Raw genomic sequence first — 19,900 nt, forward strand, 5'->3', positions numbered from 1 at the left:
ATCAAAGTAAGTGAAGTTCGGATATTTGAGAGAAATGAGGTAGATTTGCTATGAAAAAGATTAATTTTATGGAAGCATTAAGCATTTTAATTGTAATGATTTTAGTCCTGGGGGTCAGCGTTATTGGCTTGGGACTCTCGCCCCAAGTACCAGTTTTATTTGTAACTGGTCTGATTTTTGCCTGGGCAGCTGTACGACGGATTTCTTTTGAAGAATTACATGAAGGAATTAAGGAGGGAATTAGTACCGCTATTGTACCAATCTTTTTATTCATGTTAATTGGATCTTTAATTGCTGTATGGATTCAAGCGGGGATTATCCCTTCTTTAATGGTTCTAGGTTTTAAATTGGTTAGTGTCCAATTCTTTGTGCCTTCCGTATTCGTGGTTTGTGCTTTAGTCGGAGTTGCCATCGGGAGTGGTTTTACCACGATTTCGACAGTTGGAATTGCTCTTTTTGGGATGGGCCTTACCTTAGGTATCAACCCAGCTTTAGTTGCTGGTGCGATAGTCTCAGGGGCTATTTTCGGGGATAAGACATCACCTTTATCCGATTCGACTAACTTGGCCTCAGCTGTTGCGGGTTCTGATTTATTTGCCCATATTAAAAATATGATGTGGACAACAATTCCGGCTTTTATTTTATCCCTAGTGGTTTTTGCCATCTTAGGTATGTCACATGCAACGGCCAGTTTAACCAAGATTAATCACACAATATCCATTTTGGAAAATAATTTCTCGGTTTCTTGGTGGGCGGCTCTTCCTGTACTTTTAATGTTTCTTTGTTCTTGGCGTAAGATTCCGGCCATTCCAACTTTATTTTTGAACATTATTGTGTCAATCGTGATGGCTTTCATCCAAAGTCCTAAATTAAATATTGCGCAACTAGTGGGCTTAATTCAATCCGGTTTCGTTTCTAAAACCGGCGACAAGACAGTTGATGCTCTATTATCACGTGGGGGCATTGATAGTATGATGGGAACGGTGTCTTTAATTATCATGACTTTGGCTCTCGGGGGAATTTTGATGCGAGTTGGTGTGATTGAAACGGCGATGAAGCCCTTGGTTGACCGCCTTACTAAGCCAGGAAGTCTGATTACGACTGCAATTTTTGCCGGTATTGGGGTAAACCTCTTTGTTGGGGAACAATACTTATCTGTTATTTTACCAGGGAATGCTTTTAAGCCGGCCTTTAAGAAGTTGAACTTAGATCCTTTAGCTCAATCTCGGGTTCTGGAAGACGGAGGTTCAGTGATTAACTACTTGGTTCCTTGGGGCGTGGCCGCTTCCTTTGCAGCTTCAGCCTTAGGGGTTTCAGTTATAGCTTTCTTGCCATTTACGATTTTTGCTTGGTCCTCACCAATTTTCTCCATCCTTTCCGGGGTGACAGGGATTGGTTTAAAGCGACGTGAGGTAATGGCTTAAACCTTAGGAGTATCTGCGGATACTCCTTTTTTGTCTAGTTAGAATTTGGTACAATTAAGAAGAATAAGGAAAATTGTGAAAGGATGAAAATAAGTGGATGCACATAATTTATCACAACGCCTCTTAACGGTAGCTAGTTTTGTTGAGGAGGGGGCACGGTTAGCTGATATTGGCTCCGATCACGCTTACTTGCCAGCTTATTTAGCCTTAAACGGTAAGCTTAGCTATGCGGTAGCCGGTGAAGTTGTTAAAGGACCTTATGAAAATGCTCAGCACGTGATTCGTAAGGAAGGTTTAGAAAATCAGGTAGTAGCACGTTTGGCCGATGGTTTGGCTGCAATTACGGAAGCTGATGAAATCGACACGATTACGATCTGTGGTATGGGTGGACCATTAATTGTTGATATTTTGAGTCGAGATCCAAGTAAGCTGGCTCGGCACCCCCGTTTGATTTTGCAACCAAATGTCGGTGAAAGTAGTGTCCGCCAGTGGTTATGTCAAAATAATTATCATTTAGAAAACGAAGTGATTTTGTCTGAAGATAAGCACACATATGAAATTTTGGTGGCCAACTACCAATCTGGTCCACAAATGGTGTTAACTGCTCAGGAACTTAAGTATGGTCCGTACCTAATGACCGAAAAGAATTCGGCCTTTGTTGCTAAGTGGCAAGCCAAAATTACTAAATTACAAAAGGTGCAAGCTCAATTACAAAAGGCTAAGGAAGTACCTACGATAAAGATGGCCGCTTTAACAAGTGAAATTGAAGAAATCGAGGCGATGTTATATGGTTAAAGCAAGTGAAATTATAGCCTGGATGGACGAAATTGCTCCGCCTACGATTGCCGAACAAGGAGATCCGATAGGTTTGCAACTAGGGGATGTTAACCAAGAGGTCCAAACTGTTTATGTGACTTTGGATGTCCGTCCTGAAACCGTATCTGCTGCTATAGAGGCGGGGGCCGACATGATTTTAGCTCATCATCCGGCCATGTTTGTGCCGGTCCGCAAGTTTGACATGCGTAATCCCCAAAATCGTATGTATGCAGAGATTATTAAGCATGATTTAGTGGTTTATGCCGCGCATACCAACTTAGATAACGCACCTGACGGGATGAATGACTGGCTGGCCCAAGCTTTGAATTTAAGTGCGACTAGTGGATTATTGCCAGCTCAAAAAGGCCCTGTGGGAACTTATGCTATGGGACGGGTAGGTGACTTGCCCCAAGCCATGACAGTTGCAGAATTTAGTAATTATTGTAAAAAAACTTTTCATTTATCTGGATTACGCTTAATCTCCAAGGATTTAAATGCTACAATTAAAAAGGTTGCGGTATTAGGTGGTTCAGGGGGCAAGTTCTATTCTGAAGCCCTAAAGCAAGGAGCGGATGCCTATGTGACTGGAGATATTTCTTATCATACCGGCCATGATATCTTAGCGAGTGGCTTACATGGTTTTGATTTGGGTCACCATATCGAAGCGATTTGTGAAGTGAAACTAAGTGAAGGCTTGACGAACCAAGCGCAAAAAGCTGGCTGGCAGTTAAAAATTGTCACCAATCAAATTAATACCGACCCATTTACTTTTAGATAAGAGGTGCACTTTTGATGGAAAAGTATGAAAATTTAATTCCCCGTTTTTTAAAGTATGTCAAAGTTAATACCCGCTCAGATGAAGCTTCTAAGACGGTTCCTTCCACCCCTAGTTTAGTGGAATTTGCTAAAAATTTAGCCCAAGAGCTTGAAGAAATTGGTTTGCAAGATGTGCAAATCATGGATGATGGCTATGTTTTTGCGACTTTGCCAAGTAATTTGGATTATGACGTTCGGACTGTAGGTTTCATCTCTCACTTTGACACTGCGGATTTCAACGCTGAAAATGTCAATCCGCAAATCGTGGAAAACTATGATGGTCAGTCAGTGATTAATTTAGATGCTGAGGGTAAATTTGTTTTAGACCCGGCTGAATTTCCAAGTTTAAAAAAATACCAAGGCCACACCTTAATTACGACAGATGGGTTGACCTTATTAGGGGCCGATGATAAGGCTGGCGATGCTGAGATTATTACTGCGATGGAATACTTGATTCAACATCCAGAAATTAAACATGGTCCTGTGAAAGTTGCTTTTGGACCGGATGAAGAAATAGGGACTGGGGCGGATAACTTCCATGTCAAAGAATTTGGTGCAGATTTTGCCTACACTGTGGATGCTGGCCCTCTAGGTGAGTTGGAATATGAAACTTTTAACGCGGCCCAATTGGAATTAACCTTCCATGGTAAAAATGTGCACCCCGGTTCAGCTAAGGGCTTGATGATTAATGCCTTACAATTAGCGGTTGATTTCCAAAACCAATTACCAGCTAATGACGTACCTGAAAAAACCGATGGTCGTCAAGGTTTCTATCACTTGCTTAAAATTGAAGGAACTGTTGAGGAAGCTAAAGCGGTTTACATTATTCGCGATCACGATCGCCAAATTTTCGAAGCACGTAAGAAATTAGTTGAAGATATTGTGTCCTTTATGAACGAAAAAGCTGGCCGTGGGGTGGTCTCTTACGAAATGTATGATCAATACTACAACATGCGTGAAATCTTAGAAAAAGACATGTCAGTGGTAGAAGTAGCCAAAAAAGCGATGGAAAACTTAGATATTAAGCCAATTATTGAACCGGTTCGTGGGGGGACTGATGGCTCTAAGATTTCATTCTTAGGTTTACCAACACCTAACTTCTTTGCCGGTGGTGAAAATATGCACGGTCGTTACGAATACGTATCAACTACGGTAATGGCCCAAGCTACAGATACCATTTTAGAAATTATTCGTTTAGTTGCTGCTGAAAAAGCTTAGGTATAAAGTAAAGCTGACATGCTAGAAAAAGAGCCTAGCACGTCGGCTTTTACTGTTTTTGCCAAAATTTGACGGTCAGGGTAAATAAAAGGACGCTAATGGTTAGATGGCAATAAAAGATTTGAAATTTTGTATACTAATGTTATCAGCAACCCCAAGATTTCCCCTTGAAAAAGCTGATTGCTAATTAACATAAATCTAACTTAACCCAATTCCCCTTAAAATGGGTTAGTTACATCTTTATTTGACCCTTGATTTTCCCCTATCGAGGGTCTTTTTGTCGTTGCATATTCATAATGAATATATGGCACAAATAGTGTTAAGTTTGAGGATTTTTGACTATGTTAAAGGTACATGCTATATTGGAATTGTGAAATAAAAAACAAGTAGAAATTGGAGGAATTCAAGATGGTGGAATACCGTGTTGAGTCAGATACCTTAGGTGACGTAAAAATTCCCGCTGATGCTTTATGGGGACCACAAACTGAAAGGAGTCGGCACAATTTTCCAACCGGGAAACTTATGCCCTTGAATTTAATTCGGGCTTTAATTCAATTAAAAAAGGCAGCCGCGCAAGCTAATTTTACTTTGGATAATTTAACTGCTGAAAAGAGTACTTTAATTGTTAAAGCTTGTAATGAATTGTTAAATTTAGGCGATGAAGAATTACAAAAAGCCTTTCCCTTGAAAATTTATCAAACAGGTTCTGGAACCCAGACAAACATGAATACCAACGAAGTTATTGCTCATGTGGCTGCCAAGTTGGATGACAGTGTGGAAATTTTACCAAACGACGATGTTAATCGAGGCCAAAGTTCAAATGACATCTACCCAACAGCCATGAATATTGTGGCAATTGAAGCCGTAAAGAACTTAGAAGAATCGGTGCAAACTCTAATTGCTGCATTGGAAGAAAAGCAAGCAAAGTACTGGTACACTGTGAAAATTGGGCGGACGCACTTACAAGATGCAACCCCATTGACTTTCGGGCAAGAAATTTCTGGCTGGGTTTCTATGTTGGAACATGATTTAGAATACCTCAGGCAATTAGCTCCAACTCTAAATGAATTAGCTATTGGGGGAACTGCAGTGGGAACTGGTTTGAATGCTGTACCTGGTTTTGCCGATATAATTGCAAAGAAGATGTCTGATATCTATCATACGGACTTTACGGCTACTTCTAATAAATTTTATGGATTAGCAGCCCACTCCGGCCTAAATGTTGTGCACGGGGCTTTCAAGTCTTTGGCTAGTGATATGATGAAGATTGCTAATGATATTCGTTTTTTGGCTTCTGGTCCACGAGCTGGGTATGGTGAATTGAAGATTCCTGCTAACGAACCAGGCTCATCTATCATGCCAGGAAAAGTTAACCCAACTCAATGTGAAGCTGTAACTATGGCTGCTGTGCGTGTTATGGGGAATGATGTAGTAGTAACGATGTCTGCTTCACAAGGTAACTTTGAAATGAACGTCTTTAAACCTGTTTTGATTGATGCCTTCCTAGAGTCGGCAGATTTATTAGCTGGTACGATTGATGGTTTTACGGAACACTTAGTTAAAGGCTTAGAAGTCAATGAAAAACGCATGGAAGAATTGGTTGAAAATTCTTTGATGACTGTGACGGCTTTATCACCACATATCGGTTACCACGACAGTGCGGTGATTGCGCAAACCGCCGAAAGAAATGGGGTTACTTTACGGCAAGCCGCCTTGGAATCTGGTAAGGTAACTGCAGAACAATATGACGAATGGGTGAATCCCTTAAAGATGACCAACGTCGATTAGCGAGGTAGGAATATGACTGGAAAATTTGTTTTTATACCTCAAGAATTTACGAGTTTAAAAAATCAATATGATGCCGTGATTATAGGTTCGGGCGCGACAGGTTTAGTAGCGGCTTTACAAGCACGTGAACTAGGCATGCGGGTTGTAGTTTTAGAAAAGCTGGACAAATTAGGTGGGAACACTAATCGGGCTTCGTCAGGGATGAATGCCGCCGAAACTTATGTCCAATCACGTAAGGGGATTGTTGATGAAATGGATAAGTTTTATCAAGAAACTTATCAAGCAGGGGGAAAGATGAATGATCAAAATCTTTTGAGGTACTTCGTTTCTCATGCCGGCTTAGCGGTAGACTGGTTAGCAGCTCACAGTATTTTTTTAAATGACTTAACGGTTACCGGAGCCATGAGTATTAAGCGGACTCACCGACCAACAAGTATGGTTCCGATTGGGGGCTTTTTAATTACAGAACTTTTAAAAGTAGTTCAAAGATATGATATTCCTGTTGTCCATAAAACTTCAGTCACCGAATTGGTACAAGTAGATGGTAAGATTTGTGGAGTTAAGGTCATCAATCAGGCTGGTCAAGAAAAGACGATTGTAGCTAAAGCTGTGCTCTTAGCGACTGGTGGTTTTGGCGCTGGTAAAGAAATCATCGCTAAATATCGGCCTGACCTGTTGGCTTACAAGACTACTAACCATGAAGGAGCCACTGGGGATGGTTTGGTCTTAGCCCAAAAAGTGGGTGCCCAGTTAGTTGATATGAATTTAATTCAGGTTCACCCGACGGTCCAACAAGATCAACCACATGCTTTTCTAATTGGGGAAGCTGTTCGGGGAGAAGGAGCAATTTTGGTTAACCAAAAAGGGCGACGTTTTGTTAATGAACTGGATACACGCAAGGTTGTTTCAAATGCGATTACCGCTTTGCCTGAACAAAGTGCCTACTTAGTCTTAGACCAATCGGTCCGTAACCGGGTCAAGGCCATCGAATTTTACGACAAGACAGGTTTGGTGGAAAATGCTACAAGTTTAGAAGAGCTAGCTGAAAAGATTAGGGTGCCGGTTAAAACTCTCTTGGCTACTGCTAAACGCTACAATGAGTTAGTAGCTAAAGGTGAAGATGAAGATTTTAGTCGTAGCATGAGTCTTCATACTTTAGAAAAAGGTCCATTTACCGCGATTCACATCGCGCCTGCTGTTCACTACACTATGGGTGGGATTCATATTACGGACAAAACGGAAGTGCTTGACAGTGATGGAAAAGTGATTGCCGGTCTCTTTGCAGCTGGGGAAGTTGCGGGCGGTTTACATGGAAATAATCGTGTTGGGGGAAATTCGATTGCCGAAACGGTCGTTTTTGGGATGCAGGCTGGCCGTCAAATGAAGGTTTATACTGATAGCCTTAAACGATGAAAGTGAAGATAAGCTTTATAGCTGTATTTAGTTAATAGTAACAAAAAACGGTTTTCGCACGAAAACCGTTTTTTATGAATAGGATACTATTTTACCCTTCGTAGCCGACCATGAGACCACCTTCTTCTGCATAGTAAGAGCAAAGTCCCCGTAACTCTACGATATCAACTTGGCTTTTAGGGTGAGCGGCTCGGATAGCAGAAGCTAAGGCTTGGGCGCCGTCAGGATTATTGTTGTGACCAATTTTAGCTCGTCCGTGGTCAAAACCATGGGCTTCCATTTCGGAAAGTAACAGGCGGATAGCCTTTTTAGCACCCCGTGCTTTACCGACGGATTCTAAGTCCCCGGAATCACTAGCACGACCGACCATACGAATTCCTAACATACCGGCTAGTTTAGCGATAGTTCCGTTAACACGTCCGTTACGGGCTAAGTTAGTTAAATCTTCTAGGGCAAAAGCTAAATGGGTACGTTGGTGGTAAGCAGTCATTTGGGCGGAGATTTCTTCAAAACTCAAATCTGCTTTGACTAATTCCGCCATTTTTTCTACTAAAAGTCCCATTTCGGGACCAGCTGATTTGGAGTCAAGCATGAAAATTTTTTGGTTGTTTTTTTCTTCTTGATTAATGCTAGCGGCTTGCTGAGCGGCGTTGTAAGAACCGGAAAGTTGGCTGGTAATGGTTACCCCGTAAACTTCATCGGCATCTCCGAAAGCTTCTTGCCAGCGGTGAACATTGGGGCAAGAAGTACTGGTTTTATCGTTAGTAGCCTTTAATTTAGTTTTTAGTTTTTTTAAATCGAGATTTTGGTCATCATGAATTTCTTGACCATCAATAATTAAGGTTAATGGCACATTTTCAAAGTTAACGCCATCAAGAGCCAGAATATCGGCGCTCGAATCCGCAATGATTTTTTTGATCATAGTTTACTTGTCCTTTTTCTTTGTAATATCTTGTTTAAAGTGTACCTGGAACGTAGTTTCTTGTCAAGGGTTACGGTATAACCGATGACCGGTTTTGGCTTGACTTTTGATTTTTTTTTGGTTAAATTATTAAGCAAAAGCAAGAGAAAGGGTACAAGATGGAAAGAGAAATTTTACCGGCTTACACCGAAATTCCTGATGTAGGCTTGTATTTAGAGCAGACCAGTAACTATCTAAATCGTTATTTGGAACCTTTAGATATCAAGGTGACCAATTCAATGTTGAGTAATTATGTTAAAAAACACATAATCACTAGTCCTGAAAAAAAACAATATTCACGGCAACAAATTTGTTATCTATTTTTCATTACTTTGACTAAAAGTGTGATGTCTTTAGACGAACTAAAATTGGCAGTAGCGATGCAACAATCAAGTTATGAAACCGAAGTGGCTTATAACTATTTTCGAGCAGAATTAAAGAAGGTTGTCGATCACGTTTTTGAGGGAACGAATTTACCACCTCTAGATTGTCAAAAAGCACACCCTAATAAAATTTTTTTGCGAAATACAATTTTAGCAACGGTTTATCAGGTGTATATTAAGCGTTATTTACACGAGGCCAACTTGTTAACGGAGACAAACTAAGGTAACATTAGGAAGAAGAATTTAGTAAAGAGGTTTTTTATATGTCACAAGATAAATTAGTTGATTTACACTGTCATATTTTACCAGGATTAGATGATGGCTCCCCTGATTTAGAACATTCCTTGAACCTTGCACGTGAGGCAGTGGCGGATGGTGTGACGCATATTTTGGCGACACCTCACCATTTAGATAATGAATACGTAAATCACGCGACGGATGTTGTTAAAGCAGCGGCGGATTTTCAAGCTCAATTAGATGCCCAAGGAATTGAGCTCGCAGTCTTTCCTGGTCAAGAAGTTCATATCAATGGTGATTTACTTCAACGTTATGATGACCTATTGGGGATTGATGAAAATAAGCGTTACATGTTACTTGAATTTCCTCATGGTGAAGTACCTGGCTATGCTAAGCGTTTGATTTTTGATTTGCGTAAGGTGGGGACTACGCCGGTCATTGTTCATCCAGAACGTAATCGTGGTTTTCAAAAAAATTTGGATTTACTTTATGATTTCATTAGTGAAGGTGCCTTAGCTCAGTTGACTGCTACCAGCTATTTAGGAGGGTTTGGGAGCAGAGTACAAGAAATTTCCGAACAATTGGTGGCACATAATTTAGTGCAAATCATGGCTTCAGATGCCCATACCCTAAAGGGACGGAAGTTTGTGTTGGGAGAGGCTTTCGATAAATTAACCAAAAAAATGGGGTCAGAAGTGGCGCAGCAGTTTGAACTTAATGCCGAAAACTTAATCAATGGTCAAAGAGTTGTGGCCCAGGATTTCACTCGTCCTAGTCAAGGATCCATTAGTCAAAGAAAGGAACGGAAAAAGAAGCGATTCTTTTTCTTTTAAGAGGTCGTTTATGCAATTAATTATTTCACCCTCCAAAAAAATGCAAATTAATCAGGATGATTTTGAGGTTTTTGACCAGCCTTACTATCAAGATCAGTCCAACTATTTGCGAGATGTTTTACGCAAAATGGATTTTGCGGAATTAAAGAAACTCTGGCAAGTTAGTGATAAATTAGTGAGTGCCGGTATCGAGGATCTGAAGCGCTTGGATTACGCTCAAGGTCTCACACCTGCGATTATGGCTTATACAGGTTTGCAATACCAAGCTATAGGCGCAGATTTATTGACCCAAGCGCAGTTAGATTACCTCCAAGACCACTTGTGGATTTTATCCGCTTTTTATGGAGCCTTGCGACCTTTCGATGGGGTTCAACCACATCGTTTAGACATGAAAGATAGTTTGAATGGTGAAAAAATGTATGATTTTTGGGGCGAACGTTTAGCCGATTTAGTAGCTGAAAATGGTCCTGTGATTAATTTAGCCTCTGATGAGTATGCTAAGTCAGTTCAACCTTATTTAGAAGCGAAGAACTTTATCACCATTGCTTTTAAAGAAAAAAATTCCAACGGGAAATATGTCACTAAAGCAACGAATGCTAAGCGGGCTCGGGGATATTTTGTACGTTGGTGTGCCGAAGAAGGAATTAGTGATGTGACTCAACTCAGAAATTTCGATTTAGTCGGTTGGACTTATAATTCCGAACTTTCACAGGATAATTTATTAACCTTTATCAAGTAATCATAATCCTTGCTAGTTAATCTGGTAAGGATTTTTTGGCAATTTGTCTTGCAATAATAGTTATTTTTGTGATATCATTATGATATCAAAGGAGGAAATCAGATGACTGCAGATAAAAATACCTCCTTTCTCTTACGCTTGCCCGCCAAGATGAAGGAGTTGTTAGAAAATCGTGCCAAGGCCGAAAATCAAAGTTTGAATGGTTATCTCAATTCCGTTTTAGAAGCTGAATTAAATACCGAAAATCAAACCGAAACCTTGGAGCAGCGGCAGTTTATGGGGCAAAAAATCCCCGCTAGTAAGATTGATCTTAAGAATGGTTTGGTCGAGATTGCTGGAATCTATTATCGTTACCTGATTGAGGGTAATCAGCCTGCAGAAAAGCGGGACTATATTGTTTTAGAGGTGACTGGTAATATCGTCACTTTACGCCCCTTAGTATAAATGAAAGTAGGGAAGAAGTTATGTTAGGAGTTAAAATTGTTAAGCAAAATTGTCAAGGTTTGGTGGAAACTTTAGGGAAGTATTCCCGGAGTGTGGATGCAGGTTTGCATTTCTATGTTCCTTTAATTCAAAGGATTGTTCCGGTGGAGATGGCCATGCACCCTTTAAAGTTACAAAAATATTCTGTAATTACTAAGGATAACGCGGATATTGAAGCATCGGTAACTTTGAATTATCATGTTACAGATGCTCGTAAGTACACTTATGAGAACAGTGATTCAGTAGAATCAATGGCCCAATTAGTTCGCGGACACTTACGTGATATCATTGGGCGTCTGGATTTGAACGAGGCCCTAGGATCAACTTCTAAGATTAATGCCGAATTGGCCCAAGCTATTGGGGACTTAACAAATATCTACGGAATTAATGTTGACCGGGTCAATATTGATGAATTAACGCCTTCGATTGAAATTCAAAGAGCTATGGACAAGCAATTGACAGCTGATCGGGAAAAAGTGGCTGCTATTGCTCGTGCTGAAGGGGAAGCGCGTAATATCAAATTAACAACTGATGCTAAGAATCAGGCTTTGATTGATACTGCGCAAGCGCAAGCGCAGGCCACCAAAACTAAAGCTGATGCGGAAGCTTACCGGATTGCTAAGATTCAAGAAGCTTTAGGACAAGTTGATGAGAATTACTTCAAGGATCAAAGCTTAGAAGCTTTTGCTCGCTTGGCAGATGGTAACAACAACTTAGTGGTTTTAAGTAAGGACGAAGTAACCAAGCTTGCTGATCTTCCTGCAGCTAAGAAAATTTGGGAAGAATCATAGGAGGTACATGTCCAATGAAAAAAGAGCAAAGATTCGAGGTTATCTACCGTCAAGGAATTGTAACGGATTATAAAATTGTGGTGGATAGGGTGACTGGGGTCAATTATCTTATATATAACAGTGGCGAAGGTACGGGCTTAACGCCACTGTTAGATGCACAAGGAAACGTTGTCGTGACGCCTGTTACGTCTATAGCCACTAATCGTAGTTATTGACGAGGGGAGGAAAAGTTATGCTAAAAGTTTTAAAAATGTTAGGATATTTTCTTTTTGGAGGTTGTCTATTAGCCCTGTTTTTGCTCGTGCAAGGAAATGGTAGTTACCATGTTGAATTTCTGCATTTATACTTAGGTTTGATGTTACTAACCTATCCTATTTTTCGCATCAAAAATCCGAACTGGTTTAGTGCTCAAGTAGCTAATTATCGGCAAAATAATTTTGATAATTACCAAAATCAAAGAGCTAAATATCAAAAAATCGGTCCTTGGTCCAGTCCAGGTGTGCGAGTTAATCCCTACGAATACAGTACAGTTTATCCCATTTCTTATGATTGGGGCTACGGTCTAGGTAAGAGCATTTTATTAACTGTGTTATACTTATTTTTAGCACCAGCTTTTTGGTTGTTGGCTTACTTCATGCAAAGAAATAAGTAAAGAAGGTGATAATTTGAAATTAAAAGCGTATCTCTTACGTAGCCAAGCTGCTTATGCTAGTTTAGGTGCAGAAAGCTATTTGGAAGATGGGCAGACTTTGGCACAGGCAGATTTGTTTGCCAAATATGGACGCATTATTTTAGCTCAAACGGGTCAAGGAACCTATAAGATGATTCCCATTTCCAAATACAATGGGGATGCTATGTATACTCAAATACCTTATGAATTAGTTGTTTTAGACTAGAAGTAAAATTATTTAAAGAAATACCGGTTAAATTAACAAATTACCGGTATTTTTTGGTAGAATGAGGTGTGATGCAAAAAAATGGAGGGAAGAAACACGTTGAATAGTTGGTTATTTTTAGCCCTAATTTTATTAGTGGCCTACCTGGGAAAAAACTCTTCACTAATTATTGCTACGGTTGCGGTTATGCTTTTTAAGCTTTTGCCTCAAAGTGACAAATTATTAAATCTCATCCATGCTAAAGGAATTAACTGGGGGGTGACCATCATTACGGTTGCCGTTTTGGTGCCGATTGCAACTGGTGAGATTGGCTTTGAGGATTTAATTAAGGCTTTCAAGTCACCAGCTGGTTGGATTGCGGTGGCCTGTGGGGTCTTAGTGGCAGTGCTCTCCAAAAATGGGGTTGGGCTTTTAGCGACTTCACCTCAAGTGACGGTGGCTTTAGTTTTAGGAACTATTGCCGGTGTCGTTTTCCTGAAAGGAATTGCGGCCGGACCAGTGATTGCGGCCGGAATCACTTACTGTATTATTACTTTATTTAAATTAAGCTTTTAAAGAGGAGACTATATGTTACAAGATTTAATGGGACGCGAAATTACGGCCATGGTTACTGATGAAAATGACCAGGCCATTTTCGCTCAAAAAGATGGCCATACGTTCCGTTTAGCCAAAAGTGAACTTAAAAAGGTGCCTAAACCCGGTGCGATGATTACTGGTTTTGCTTATGAGGATGAAAACCACCACTTGGCTTTGACAAAAACTTTACCTAAAAGTCGCCTAGACTGGTATGATTGGGGTACAGTCGTTAAAGTTAACCGCTCTTTAGGGGTTTTTGTTGATATTGGTTTACCTAATAAGGATGTGGCAGTATCTTTAGATGACCTACCAACTATTACAGAATTATGGCCTAATGTGGGTGATAAGCTATTATTAGCCTTAAAAGTTGACGCCAAGGGTCGTTTATGGGGGGAATTAGCTACAGAAGAACAAATTCGTCAAGTTTCCGTACGAGCTGATCGCAAAATGAAAAACCGCAATGTGACCGGAACGGTTTACCGGTTGAAGATGGTAGGAACTTTTATTTTAACAGATCACTACAATCTTGGTTTTATTCACCCTTCTGAAAGAGAACAAGAACCCCGTTTAGGGCAAGTTGTTTCTGGGCGGGTAATTGATGTCAAACCTGACGGTAGCCTCAATATTTCTTTACGTCCGCGTGCCTTTGAGGCTATTGGCGATGATGCCCAAATGATTTTAGCTGCTTTGCAACACACGCCGGGGTATGTCCTGCCGTTTACAGATAAATCTTCTCCTGATGAGATTAAGGCATATTTTGGAATTAGTAAGGGTCAATTTAAGCGGGCTGTGGGTCATTTAATGAAGGCCGGTGTTGTGAAGCAGGCTGATGGACTATTGGAATTAATTCAACAAGATTAGGCAGAAAGGGTTACGGTAAGGTAGTGGATGATGCTTTATAAATACAAAGAAAGTTATAAAAAAATTGCCATGGGCTTGCTGTCTTTTATTCCTGACTTAAAGGAATTATCCCATTTGCAAGAAGTGATGGATTGGTATGCTCAGAGTGAGGAACGTCAACTATATCTTTGGCAAAATGATCATGGTGATTTTGCTGGAGTCGTAGGAGTAGAGGTTGTGCCGGACTTAGTTTTAGTGCGTGAAATTGCGGTTTCTCCCGCCCAACGCCAAGAAGGTGTGACCTACTTGATGTTAGATGAATTAGAAAAGCTCTACCAGCGTAAATTGATGGGGAGTATTGAAGTTAGCAGTCTAATTACGAAGTGGGAACAAAGGAAAAATGGCTAATGAAGAAGATGTTTTGACCTTTAAATTGCAAAGTTTTGAAGGTCCGCTAGATTTATTGTTGCACTTAATTAAGCAAAATGAAATGGATATCTACGATATTGAGATGGTTGCTATTACCAGTCAGTACTTAGACTATCTCCACCGCATGAAAAAAATGCAACTAGACATTGCCGGTGAATATTTGGTAATGGCGGCAACTTTGTTAAATATTAAGAGTCGCTTACTTTTGCCAAATGAGCAAGCGCCCCAAGTTGAAGATGAAACTTATGAAGATCCGCGTGAAGAATTGGTGCAACAATTACTTTTACACCAAGCCTTTAAGGAGGCAGCCGCAAATCTTAAGGGCTTTGCTGATGAACGCCAACAATTAATCAGTCGCCCCCAAGCGTTGGTACCTGAAGACGCAAAATTAGGGCAACTTGAGGATGGGCTCGAAGTGAAGGCTTTACAGCAGGCTTTCGTTCGTTTATTGACTAAAAAGAAACTAGAAGTAGTTCAAGCACCTCGGCAAGTTCAAGCGGAACGTTATACTATCAAAGATGAGATGCAACGTTTAAATAGGTTATTACAAGAAAATCACAAGCCTGTTTTATTTACGGCTTTATTTGAAAATGGTGACCGTGAAGAAATTGTAACGACTTTCTTGGCACTTTTAGAACTAGTCAAGCGCAAGAAAGTCGTTGCTAGCCAGAGTGAAGTACTGGGTGATTTAATGATTGAGAGGAAAGTCGATGCTATCGAATCAAGCTAAAGTTGAAAGTCTACTTTTTGTGAGTGGAAGCGAAGGAATCTCAGCCAGTCAGTTAGCACAATTGGTTGGCTTGATGAAGCCTGCAGTTTTGAGTCAAATTGAAAAACTGCAGGAAAAATATAAACAGGATACTTCTTGTTCCTTTGAAATTCTTCAAACGGGTGAAAATTTTAAGCTCGTAACTAAAAAGGGCTTTGCCCCTTTGGTGCGTCACTATTTTGAACAACCGACCACGACCAATTTGACGCCCGCTGCATTGGAAACCTTGGCGATTATTGCCTACGAACAACCGGTGACGCGGGTGGCTATCGATGAAATTCGAGGAGTATCTTCAAGTGGGATGATTCAAAAACTCTTGTTATTGAATTTAATTAAAGAAGATGGACGTTTAGATGTGATAGGGCGACCAATCTTATATGCAACCACCCAGGAATTTTTAGATTACTTTGGTTTAAAATCAGTGGCGGATTTACCCGAATTACCTAAAGAGGTAGAAGGTGGGGATGAAAAGCGCACAGAAGGCGAATTCTTAGAACTTTTCCAACAAACTTTGGATGAAGAAGCAACGGAGGAATAATGGAAGAAAGATTACAAAAAGTTATGGCTAACGCAGGGATTGCTTCCCGTCGGGCCAGTGAGAAATTAATTTTAGATGGTAAGGTTATGGTCAATGGTCAAGTCATCAAGGAACTTGGAGTAAAAGTGAGTCCTAGTGACGTGGTTTTAGTTAATGGTCAAGCCATTGACCGTGAAGATAAGGTTTATTACTTGCTTTACAAGCCACGTGGGGTGATTACAGCTGTTAAAGATGATAAAGGACGCAAAACCGTAGTCGATATTTTGGATGATGTGTCACAAAGGGTCTACCCGGTGGGACGGTTGGACTACGATACTTCCGGTCTCTTATTACTAACTAATGATGGTCAAATGGCTAATCGTCTTATGCACCCCCGTTACAAAGTTAATAAAACTTATGTAGCTAAAGTTAAAGGAATTCCTAGCAATGATGTTTTGAAACGGTTGCGCTTAGGGGTGATCATCGAAGGCAAAAAGACGGCGCCTGCTAAAGTGAAGGTAATTTCTAGTGATCGTCAGAAGCAAACCGCTATCGTGCAATTAACTATTCACGAAGGTCGGAATCACCAGGTAAGAAATATGTTAAAGGCTGTGGGGCACCCAGTACAAAAATTAAGCCGAGAAACTTATGGTTTCCTAACCTTAAAAGGTTTAACCTCTGGTGATTACCGGGCCTTAACTCGGGATGAAATTGATGAGTTGAAGAAAATGACCGGTTTGAAATAATTGAAAGTCTCCCTGGGGGACTTTTTTATTAAGGGGGATTTTTGATGGAATTAAGAAAGGCTCGGTTAGGTGATGCGAGTGCGATTGCGAAGTTAGAAGCTTTGAGCTTTCCGGTATCTGAGGCTGCGAGTTTAGCTAGTATCCAAGCCCGCATTCGAGTTTTTGGTAACCATTTTTGGTTATTGTTTAGCGATACCGGGAAACTTTTAGCTTTCGCTAACGGGATGGTTACAGATTGTCCTAATTTAGAAGATCGCATGTATGAACAAGCAGATTTACATCAAGAAACAGGAGCTTGGCAAATGATTTTTAGTTTGGTCACTCATCCAGACTATCGTAAACAAGGGTTAGCACAACAATGCTTGCAAGCTGCGATTGAGGATGCTCGTGTTCAAAAACGTCAGGGTGTGGTTTTAACCTGCAAGGATCATTTGATATCCTACTATGAAAATTTTGGGATGGTTAATGAAGGTTTTGCGGGCTCGACTCATGGGGATGTTAATTGGAATCAAATGCGCTTAAAATTTTAGCACTCGTTAATATCGAGTGCTATTTATTTGTATTTTTTGAGGGAAATCATTATAATAGAATATGAATTTAGGTGAAAGATGAGGGAAAAATATATGAATCCAGAAAAATTAACGGAAGCGACCCAAGCTTTGATTGGACAAGCCCAACAAATTGCTCAAACGCGCAAACATCAGGAAGTTGATGTGGCTCACCTATTGAAATTTGCTTTACAACCAGGTGAGCTGGGGCAGGATCTTTTTAAGCGGGCTGGGATTGACGTGGTTGATTTTGAAGGCCAAGTTGACCAGGAATTGGATAAAATTTCGGTCGTTCAAGGCAATGTTCAATATGGTACAAATCTGTCACCAGCTTTAAACCGCTTGTTTACTGAAGCAGAAGCTAAGCGTAATCAATTAGGTGATAGCTACATTGCAGTTGACACTTTATTATTGGCCTTGATGGACTTAGATGGTAATCCTTTGACTCGTTGGTTACAAGAGCAAGGGTTAACAGCTAAAAAACTAGCTAATGTAGTTAAAGATTTGCGTAGTGGTGAAAGAATTGTTGATAAAAATCAAGAAGGTCAATATAAGGCTTTAGAAAAATATGGGGTTGATTTAGTTAAGGAAGTCCGTCAGGGAAAACAAGACCCTATCATTGGAAGAGATGAAGAAATTCGTGATGTAATTCGGATTTTATCCCGGAAAAGTAAGAATAATCCCGTTTTAATCGGGGAACCAGGGGTCGGAAAAACGGCGATTGTCGAAGGGTTAGCTCAAAGAATTGTCCGGCGGGATGTACCAGAAAACCTTCGTGATAAAACGATTTTTTCTTTAGACATGGGCTCTTTAATTGCTGGGGCAAAATATCGTGGTGAATTTGAGGAAAGACTTAAAGCTGTGCTCAAAGAAGTCAAGAAATCTGAAGGTCGGATTTTGCTTTTTATTGATGAAATTCACACCATTGTTGGTGCCGGCAAAACGGAAGGTAGCATGGATGCTGGAAACCTTTTGAAACCAATGCTTGCCCGGGGAGAACTCCACTTGATTGGAGCCACAACCTTAGATGAATATCGTGAAAATATTGAAAAGGATCAAGCTTTAGAAAGACGTTTCCAAAAAGTACTGGTACAAGAACCAAGTGTTGAAGACACGATTGCAATCTTACGGGGCTTGAAAGAACGATATGAAATTCACCATGGAGTGAAGATTCATGACAATGCCTTAGTGGCTGCGGCTAGTTTATCTAATCGTTACATTACCGACCGTTTTTTGCCAGATAAAGCCTTAGATTTAGTGGATGAAGCCTGTGCAGAAATTCGTGTGGAATTAAACTCCGTACCCAATGAACTAGACGTTATTAATCGTCAAGTCTTACGCTTACAGGTTGAAGAAAATGCCTTGGAAAAGGAAAGTGATCCGGCTTCAAAAAAACGTCTGGAAGAAGCCCAGAAGCAATTAGCTGAGGCGAAGGAAGAAGCCCGCGTCCTTCAAGCCCGTTGGGATAATGAAAAAGAAGCTCTTAACCAGATTAGTGAAGTCAAAAATCAAATTGACCGTAAACAGCATGAATTAGAGCAAGCTCAAAATGATTATGATTACGAAAAAATTGCTCAAATTCAAAATGGTGAATTGCCTGCCTTACAAAAACAATTAGCACAGCTTCAGGTGGATACAGATAAGCAAAATAAGTTAGTGGAAGAATCAGTAACTCAAAATGAAATTGCTGCGGTTATTTCTCGTTTAACGGGGATTCCAGTGGCTAAGCTAGTTCAAGGTGAAAGAGAAAAACTCTTACATTTGGCAAATAGTTTGCATGAACGTGTTATTGGCCAAGATGAAGCTGTAGAAGCGGTGGCCAATGCCGTTCTTCGCTCCCGCGCTGGTCTTCAAGATCCGGGTAAACCATTGGGTTCATTCATGTTTTTAGGACCAACAGGGGTAGGGAAGACAGAATTAGCTAAAGCCTTGGCTGAAAATCTTTTCGATTCAGAAAGACATTTAGTTCGTATTGATATGAGTGAGTATATGGAAAAGACCTCTGTTTCACGTTTAATTGGAGCGGCTCCCGGTTATGTAGGTTATGAAGAAGGGGGGCAATTAACTGAGGCCGTACGACGTTCGCCTTACACGATTATCTTGCTTGATGAAGTAGAAAAAGCTCACCCGGATGTTTTTAATGTTCTCTTACAAGTTTTAGACGATGGACGTTTGACTGACGGGCAAGGTCGGACTGTTAACTTTAAAAATACTATCATGATTATGACTTCCAATTTAGGTAGTGATTTATTGCTCGAAGGTGTGAAAAACGATCGAATTAGTGAAAGCACCAAGGATGCGGTTTTGAAATTAGCTCAAGGTCACTTCAAGCCAGAATTCTTAAATCGAATTGATGATATTATCATGTTTACGCCATTAAGTTTGGCTGCAATCGAAAAGATTGTGGTTAAGATGGTGAAAAATTTAGCTAATCGCCTGGTTGAACAAGATATTGATTTGGAAATTTCTGATACGGCTAAGCACTACCTGGCTCAGGAAGGTTATGTACCAGAATATGGTGCACGGCCACTGCAAAGATTTATTACTAACCAAGTGGAAACTCCCTTAGCAAAAGAGATTATTGCAGGTCAAGTCCTACCGGGAGATCGAGTTACCATTGATTTAAATGACAAAAAGCAGTTAGAATTTAGTACCCAAAGAAAGGGTATTTAAAAAA

23 protein-coding genes are annotated in these 19,900 nt (G+C 40.4%); 22 read left to right on the plus strand and 1 reads right to left on the minus strand.

Going from position 1 to position 19,900, the window contains the following annotated elements; translation table 11 throughout:
- The first annotated feature begins 50 nt into the window (after window positions 1–50).
- The 6 genes from nhaC to FC36_RS04625 all read left to right on the plus strand — a co-directional run bounded on the left by nhaC (window position 51) and on the right by FC36_RS04625 (window position 7,475).
- A complete protein-coding gene (gene nhaC, locus FC36_RS04600) occupies window positions 51–1,424 on the plus strand; it encodes a Na+/H+ antiporter NhaC (protein ID WP_025020564.1) in 1,374 nt (457 codons plus the stop codon).
- A gap of 93 nt (window positions 1,425–1,517) precedes the next feature.
- Complete coding sequence (locus tag FC36_RS04605) at window positions 1,518–2,219, plus strand: tRNA (adenine(22)-N(1))-methyltransferase (protein ID WP_025020565.1); 702 nt, start codon at window positions 1,518–1,520, stop codon at window positions 2,217–2,219.
- Window positions 2,212–3,018 carry a Nif3-like dinuclear metal center hexameric protein gene (locus FC36_RS04610; protein ID WP_056986739.1) on the plus strand — a complete coding sequence of 269 codons (807 nt, stop codon included), beginning with the start codon at window positions 2,212–2,214 and terminating at the stop codon, window positions 3,016–3,018. Before FC36_RS04605 ends, FC36_RS04610 begins: the two co-directional genes overlap by 8 nt.
- Before the next feature lie 14 nt (window positions 3,019–3,032).
- Complete coding sequence (gene pepT / locus FC36_RS04615) at window positions 3,033–4,274, plus strand: peptidase T (protein ID WP_025020566.1); 1,242 nt, start codon at window positions 3,033–3,035, stop codon at window positions 4,272–4,274.
- Window positions 4,275–4,682: 408 nt separating this feature from the next.
- Complete coding sequence (locus tag FC36_RS04620; protein WP_025020567.1) at window positions 4,683–6,062, plus strand: class II fumarate hydratase; 1,380 nt, start codon at window positions 4,683–4,685, stop codon at window positions 6,060–6,062.
- A 12-nt stretch (window positions 6,063–6,074) separates the two neighbouring features.
- Window positions 6,075–7,475, plus strand: coding sequence for a flavocytochrome c (locus FC36_RS04625; protein ID WP_025020568.1), 1,401 nt, complete (start codon window positions 6,075–6,077; stop codon window positions 7,473–7,475).
- A gap of 91 nt (window positions 7,476–7,566) precedes the next feature.
- On the opposite strand, the gene FC36_RS04630 is transcribed toward FC36_RS04625, so the two are convergent.
- On the minus strand, window positions 7,567–8,397 hold the full coding sequence (locus tag FC36_RS04630; protein WP_023860607.1) for a DegV family protein: 831 nt from the start codon (window positions 8,395–8,397) through the stop codon (window positions 7,567–7,569).
- A 158-nt stretch (window positions 8,398–8,555) separates the two neighbouring features.
- Here FC36_RS04630 and FC36_RS04635 point away from each other — a divergent pair, with 158 nt between their 5' ends.
- From FC36_RS04635 to clpB, 16 genes are all read left to right on the plus strand, one after another.
- The gene (locus tag FC36_RS04635) at window positions 8,556–9,041 is read left to right on the plus strand and encodes a DUF1836 domain-containing protein (protein WP_051527946.1); all 486 of its coding nucleotides are present in this window, start codon (window positions 8,556–8,558) and stop codon (window positions 9,039–9,041) included.
- A 41-nt stretch (window positions 9,042–9,082) separates the two neighbouring features.
- Window positions 9,083–9,889 (plus strand): tyrosine-protein phosphatase, encoded by an 807-nt coding sequence (locus tag FC36_RS04640; protein ID WP_025020570.1) that lies wholly within the window; start codon window positions 9,083–9,085, stop codon window positions 9,887–9,889.
- 10 nt (window positions 9,890–9,899) lie between these two features.
- Window positions 9,900–10,628 carry a peroxide stress protein YaaA gene (gene yaaA, locus FC36_RS04645; RefSeq protein ID WP_025020571.1) on the plus strand — a complete coding sequence of 243 codons (729 nt, stop codon included), beginning with the start codon at window positions 9,900–9,902 and terminating at the stop codon, window positions 10,626–10,628.
- 102 nt (window positions 10,629–10,730) lie between these two features.
- Window positions 10,731–11,072 carry an Arc family DNA-binding protein gene (locus tag FC36_RS04650; protein ID WP_025020572.1) on the plus strand — a complete coding sequence of 114 codons (342 nt, stop codon included), beginning with the start codon at window positions 10,731–10,733 and terminating at the stop codon, window positions 11,070–11,072.
- Between the two features lie 20 nt (window positions 11,073–11,092).
- Entirely contained in the window at window positions 11,093–11,902 is an 810-nt protein-coding gene (locus FC36_RS04655; RefSeq protein ID WP_023860612.1) for an SPFH domain-containing protein, read from the plus strand.
- 14 nt (window positions 11,903–11,916) lie between these two features.
- Complete coding sequence (locus FC36_RS04660) at window positions 11,917–12,117, plus strand: DUF6440 family protein (protein ID WP_025020573.1); 201 nt, start codon at window positions 11,917–11,919, stop codon at window positions 12,115–12,117.
- Between the two features lie 17 nt (window positions 12,118–12,134).
- The gene (locus FC36_RS04665; protein WP_025020574.1) at window positions 12,135–12,554 is read left to right on the plus strand and encodes a hypothetical protein; all 420 of its coding nucleotides are present in this window, start codon (window positions 12,135–12,137) and stop codon (window positions 12,552–12,554) included.
- A 13-nt stretch (window positions 12,555–12,567) separates the two neighbouring features.
- The gene (locus FC36_RS04670) at window positions 12,568–12,798 is read left to right on the plus strand and encodes a hypothetical protein (protein WP_023860615.1); all 231 of its coding nucleotides are present in this window, start codon (window positions 12,568–12,570) and stop codon (window positions 12,796–12,798) included.
- 99 nt (window positions 12,799–12,897) lie between these two features.
- Window positions 12,898–13,353: a DUF441 domain-containing protein gene (locus tag FC36_RS04675; protein ID WP_035191601.1), complete on the plus strand. Its 456-nt coding sequence runs from the start codon at window positions 12,898–12,900 to the stop codon at window positions 13,351–13,353.
- Window positions 13,354–13,365: 12 nt separating this feature from the next.
- Window positions 13,366–14,235, plus strand: coding sequence for a CvfB family protein (locus FC36_RS04680; protein ID WP_023860617.1), 870 nt, complete (start codon window positions 13,366–13,368; stop codon window positions 14,233–14,235).
- A 30-nt stretch (window positions 14,236–14,265) separates the two neighbouring features.
- Entirely contained in the window at window positions 14,266–14,622 is a 357-nt protein-coding gene (locus FC36_RS04685) for a RibT protein (protein WP_025020576.1), read from the plus strand.
- On the plus strand, window positions 14,615–15,373 hold the full coding sequence (locus FC36_RS04690) for a segregation and condensation protein A (RefSeq protein WP_023860619.1): 759 nt from the start codon (window positions 14,615–14,617) through the stop codon (window positions 15,371–15,373). Before FC36_RS04685 ends, FC36_RS04690 begins: the two co-directional genes overlap by 8 nt.
- A complete protein-coding gene (gene scpB, locus FC36_RS04695) occupies window positions 15,354–15,950 on the plus strand; it encodes an SMC-Scp complex subunit ScpB (protein ID WP_023860620.1) in 597 nt (198 codons plus the stop codon). Before FC36_RS04690 ends, scpB begins: the two co-directional genes overlap by 20 nt.
- Window positions 15,950–16,675: a pseudouridine synthase gene (locus FC36_RS04700; protein ID WP_025020577.1), complete on the plus strand. Its 726-nt coding sequence runs from the start codon at window positions 15,950–15,952 to the stop codon at window positions 16,673–16,675. Before scpB ends, FC36_RS04700 begins: the two co-directional genes overlap by 1 nt.
- A 44-nt stretch (window positions 16,676–16,719) precedes the next feature.
- Window positions 16,720–17,205 carry a GNAT family N-acetyltransferase gene (locus FC36_RS04705; RefSeq protein ID WP_025020578.1) on the plus strand — a complete coding sequence of 162 codons (486 nt, stop codon included), beginning with the start codon at window positions 16,720–16,722 and terminating at the stop codon, window positions 17,203–17,205.
- A gap of 93 nt (window positions 17,206–17,298) precedes the next feature.
- Complete coding sequence (gene clpB / locus FC36_RS04710) at window positions 17,299–19,896, plus strand: ATP-dependent chaperone ClpB (protein ID WP_025020579.1); 2,598 nt, start codon at window positions 17,299–17,301, stop codon at window positions 19,894–19,896.
- Window positions 19,897–19,900 lie beyond the last annotated feature (4 nt).

The organism is Ligilactobacillus equi DSM 15833 = JCM 10991, assembly GCF_001435735.1.
Taxonomy (GTDB): Bacteria; Bacillota; Bacilli; order Lactobacillales; family Lactobacillaceae; genus Ligilactobacillus; species Ligilactobacillus equi.

Excerpts from the sequence above, each read along its gene's own strand:
- nhaC (WP_025020564.1), top strand. The coding sequence starts at position 51 with ATGAAAAAGATTAATTTTATGGAAGCATTAAGCATTTTAATTGTAATG.
- FC36_RS04610 (WP_056986739.1), top strand. The coding sequence starts at position 2,212 with ATGGTTAAAGCAAGTGAAATTATAGCCTGGATGGACGAAATTGCTCCG.
- pepT (WP_025020566.1), top strand. The coding sequence starts at position 3,033 with ATGGAAAAGTATGAAAATTTAATTCCCCGTTTTTTAAAGTATGTCAAA.
- FC36_RS04620 (WP_025020567.1), top strand. The coding sequence starts at position 4,683 with ATGGTGGAATACCGTGTTGAGTCAGATACCTTAGGTGACGTAAAAATT.
- FC36_RS04625 (WP_025020568.1), top strand. The coding sequence starts at position 6,075 with ATGACTGGAAAATTTGTTTTTATACCTCAAGAATTTACGAGTTTAAAA.
- FC36_RS04630 (WP_023860607.1), bottom strand. The coding sequence starts at position 8,397 with ATGATCAAAAAAATCATTGCGGATTCGAGCGCCGATATTCTGGCTCTT.
- FC36_RS04635 (WP_051527946.1), top strand. The coding sequence starts at position 8,556 with ATGGAAAGAGAAATTTTACCGGCTTACACCGAAATTCCTGATGTAGGC.
- FC36_RS04640 (WP_025020570.1), top strand. The coding sequence starts at position 9,083 with ATGTCACAAGATAAATTAGTTGATTTACACTGTCATATTTTACCAGGA.
- yaaA (WP_025020571.1), top strand. The coding sequence starts at position 9,900 with ATGCAATTAATTATTTCACCCTCCAAAAAAATGCAAATTAATCAGGAT.
- FC36_RS04650 (WP_025020572.1), top strand. The coding sequence starts at position 10,731 with ATGACTGCAGATAAAAATACCTCCTTTCTCTTACGCTTGCCCGCCAAG.
- FC36_RS04655 (WP_023860612.1), top strand. The coding sequence starts at position 11,093 with ATGTTAGGAGTTAAAATTGTTAAGCAAAATTGTCAAGGTTTGGTGGAA.
- FC36_RS04660 (WP_025020573.1), top strand. The coding sequence starts at position 11,917 with ATGAAAAAAGAGCAAAGATTCGAGGTTATCTACCGTCAAGGAATTGTA.
- FC36_RS04665 (WP_025020574.1), top strand. The coding sequence starts at position 12,135 with ATGCTAAAAGTTTTAAAAATGTTAGGATATTTTCTTTTTGGAGGTTGT.
- FC36_RS04680 (WP_023860617.1), top strand. The coding sequence starts at position 13,366 with ATGTTACAAGATTTAATGGGACGCGAAATTACGGCCATGGTTACTGAT.
- FC36_RS04685 (WP_025020576.1), top strand. The coding sequence starts at position 14,266 with ATGCTTTATAAATACAAAGAAAGTTATAAAAAAATTGCCATGGGCTTG.
- FC36_RS04690 (WP_023860619.1), top strand. The coding sequence starts at position 14,615 with ATGGCTAATGAAGAAGATGTTTTGACCTTTAAATTGCAAAGTTTTGAA.
- scpB (WP_023860620.1), top strand. The coding sequence starts at position 15,354 with ATGCTATCGAATCAAGCTAAAGTTGAAAGTCTACTTTTTGTGAGTGGA.
- FC36_RS04700 (WP_025020577.1), top strand. The coding sequence starts at position 15,950 with ATGGAAGAAAGATTACAAAAAGTTATGGCTAACGCAGGGATTGCTTCC.
- FC36_RS04705 (WP_025020578.1), top strand. The coding sequence starts at position 16,720 with ATGGAATTAAGAAAGGCTCGGTTAGGTGATGCGAGTGCGATTGCGAAG.
- clpB (WP_025020579.1), top strand. The coding sequence starts at position 17,299 with ATGAATCCAGAAAAATTAACGGAAGCGACCCAAGCTTTGATTGGACAA.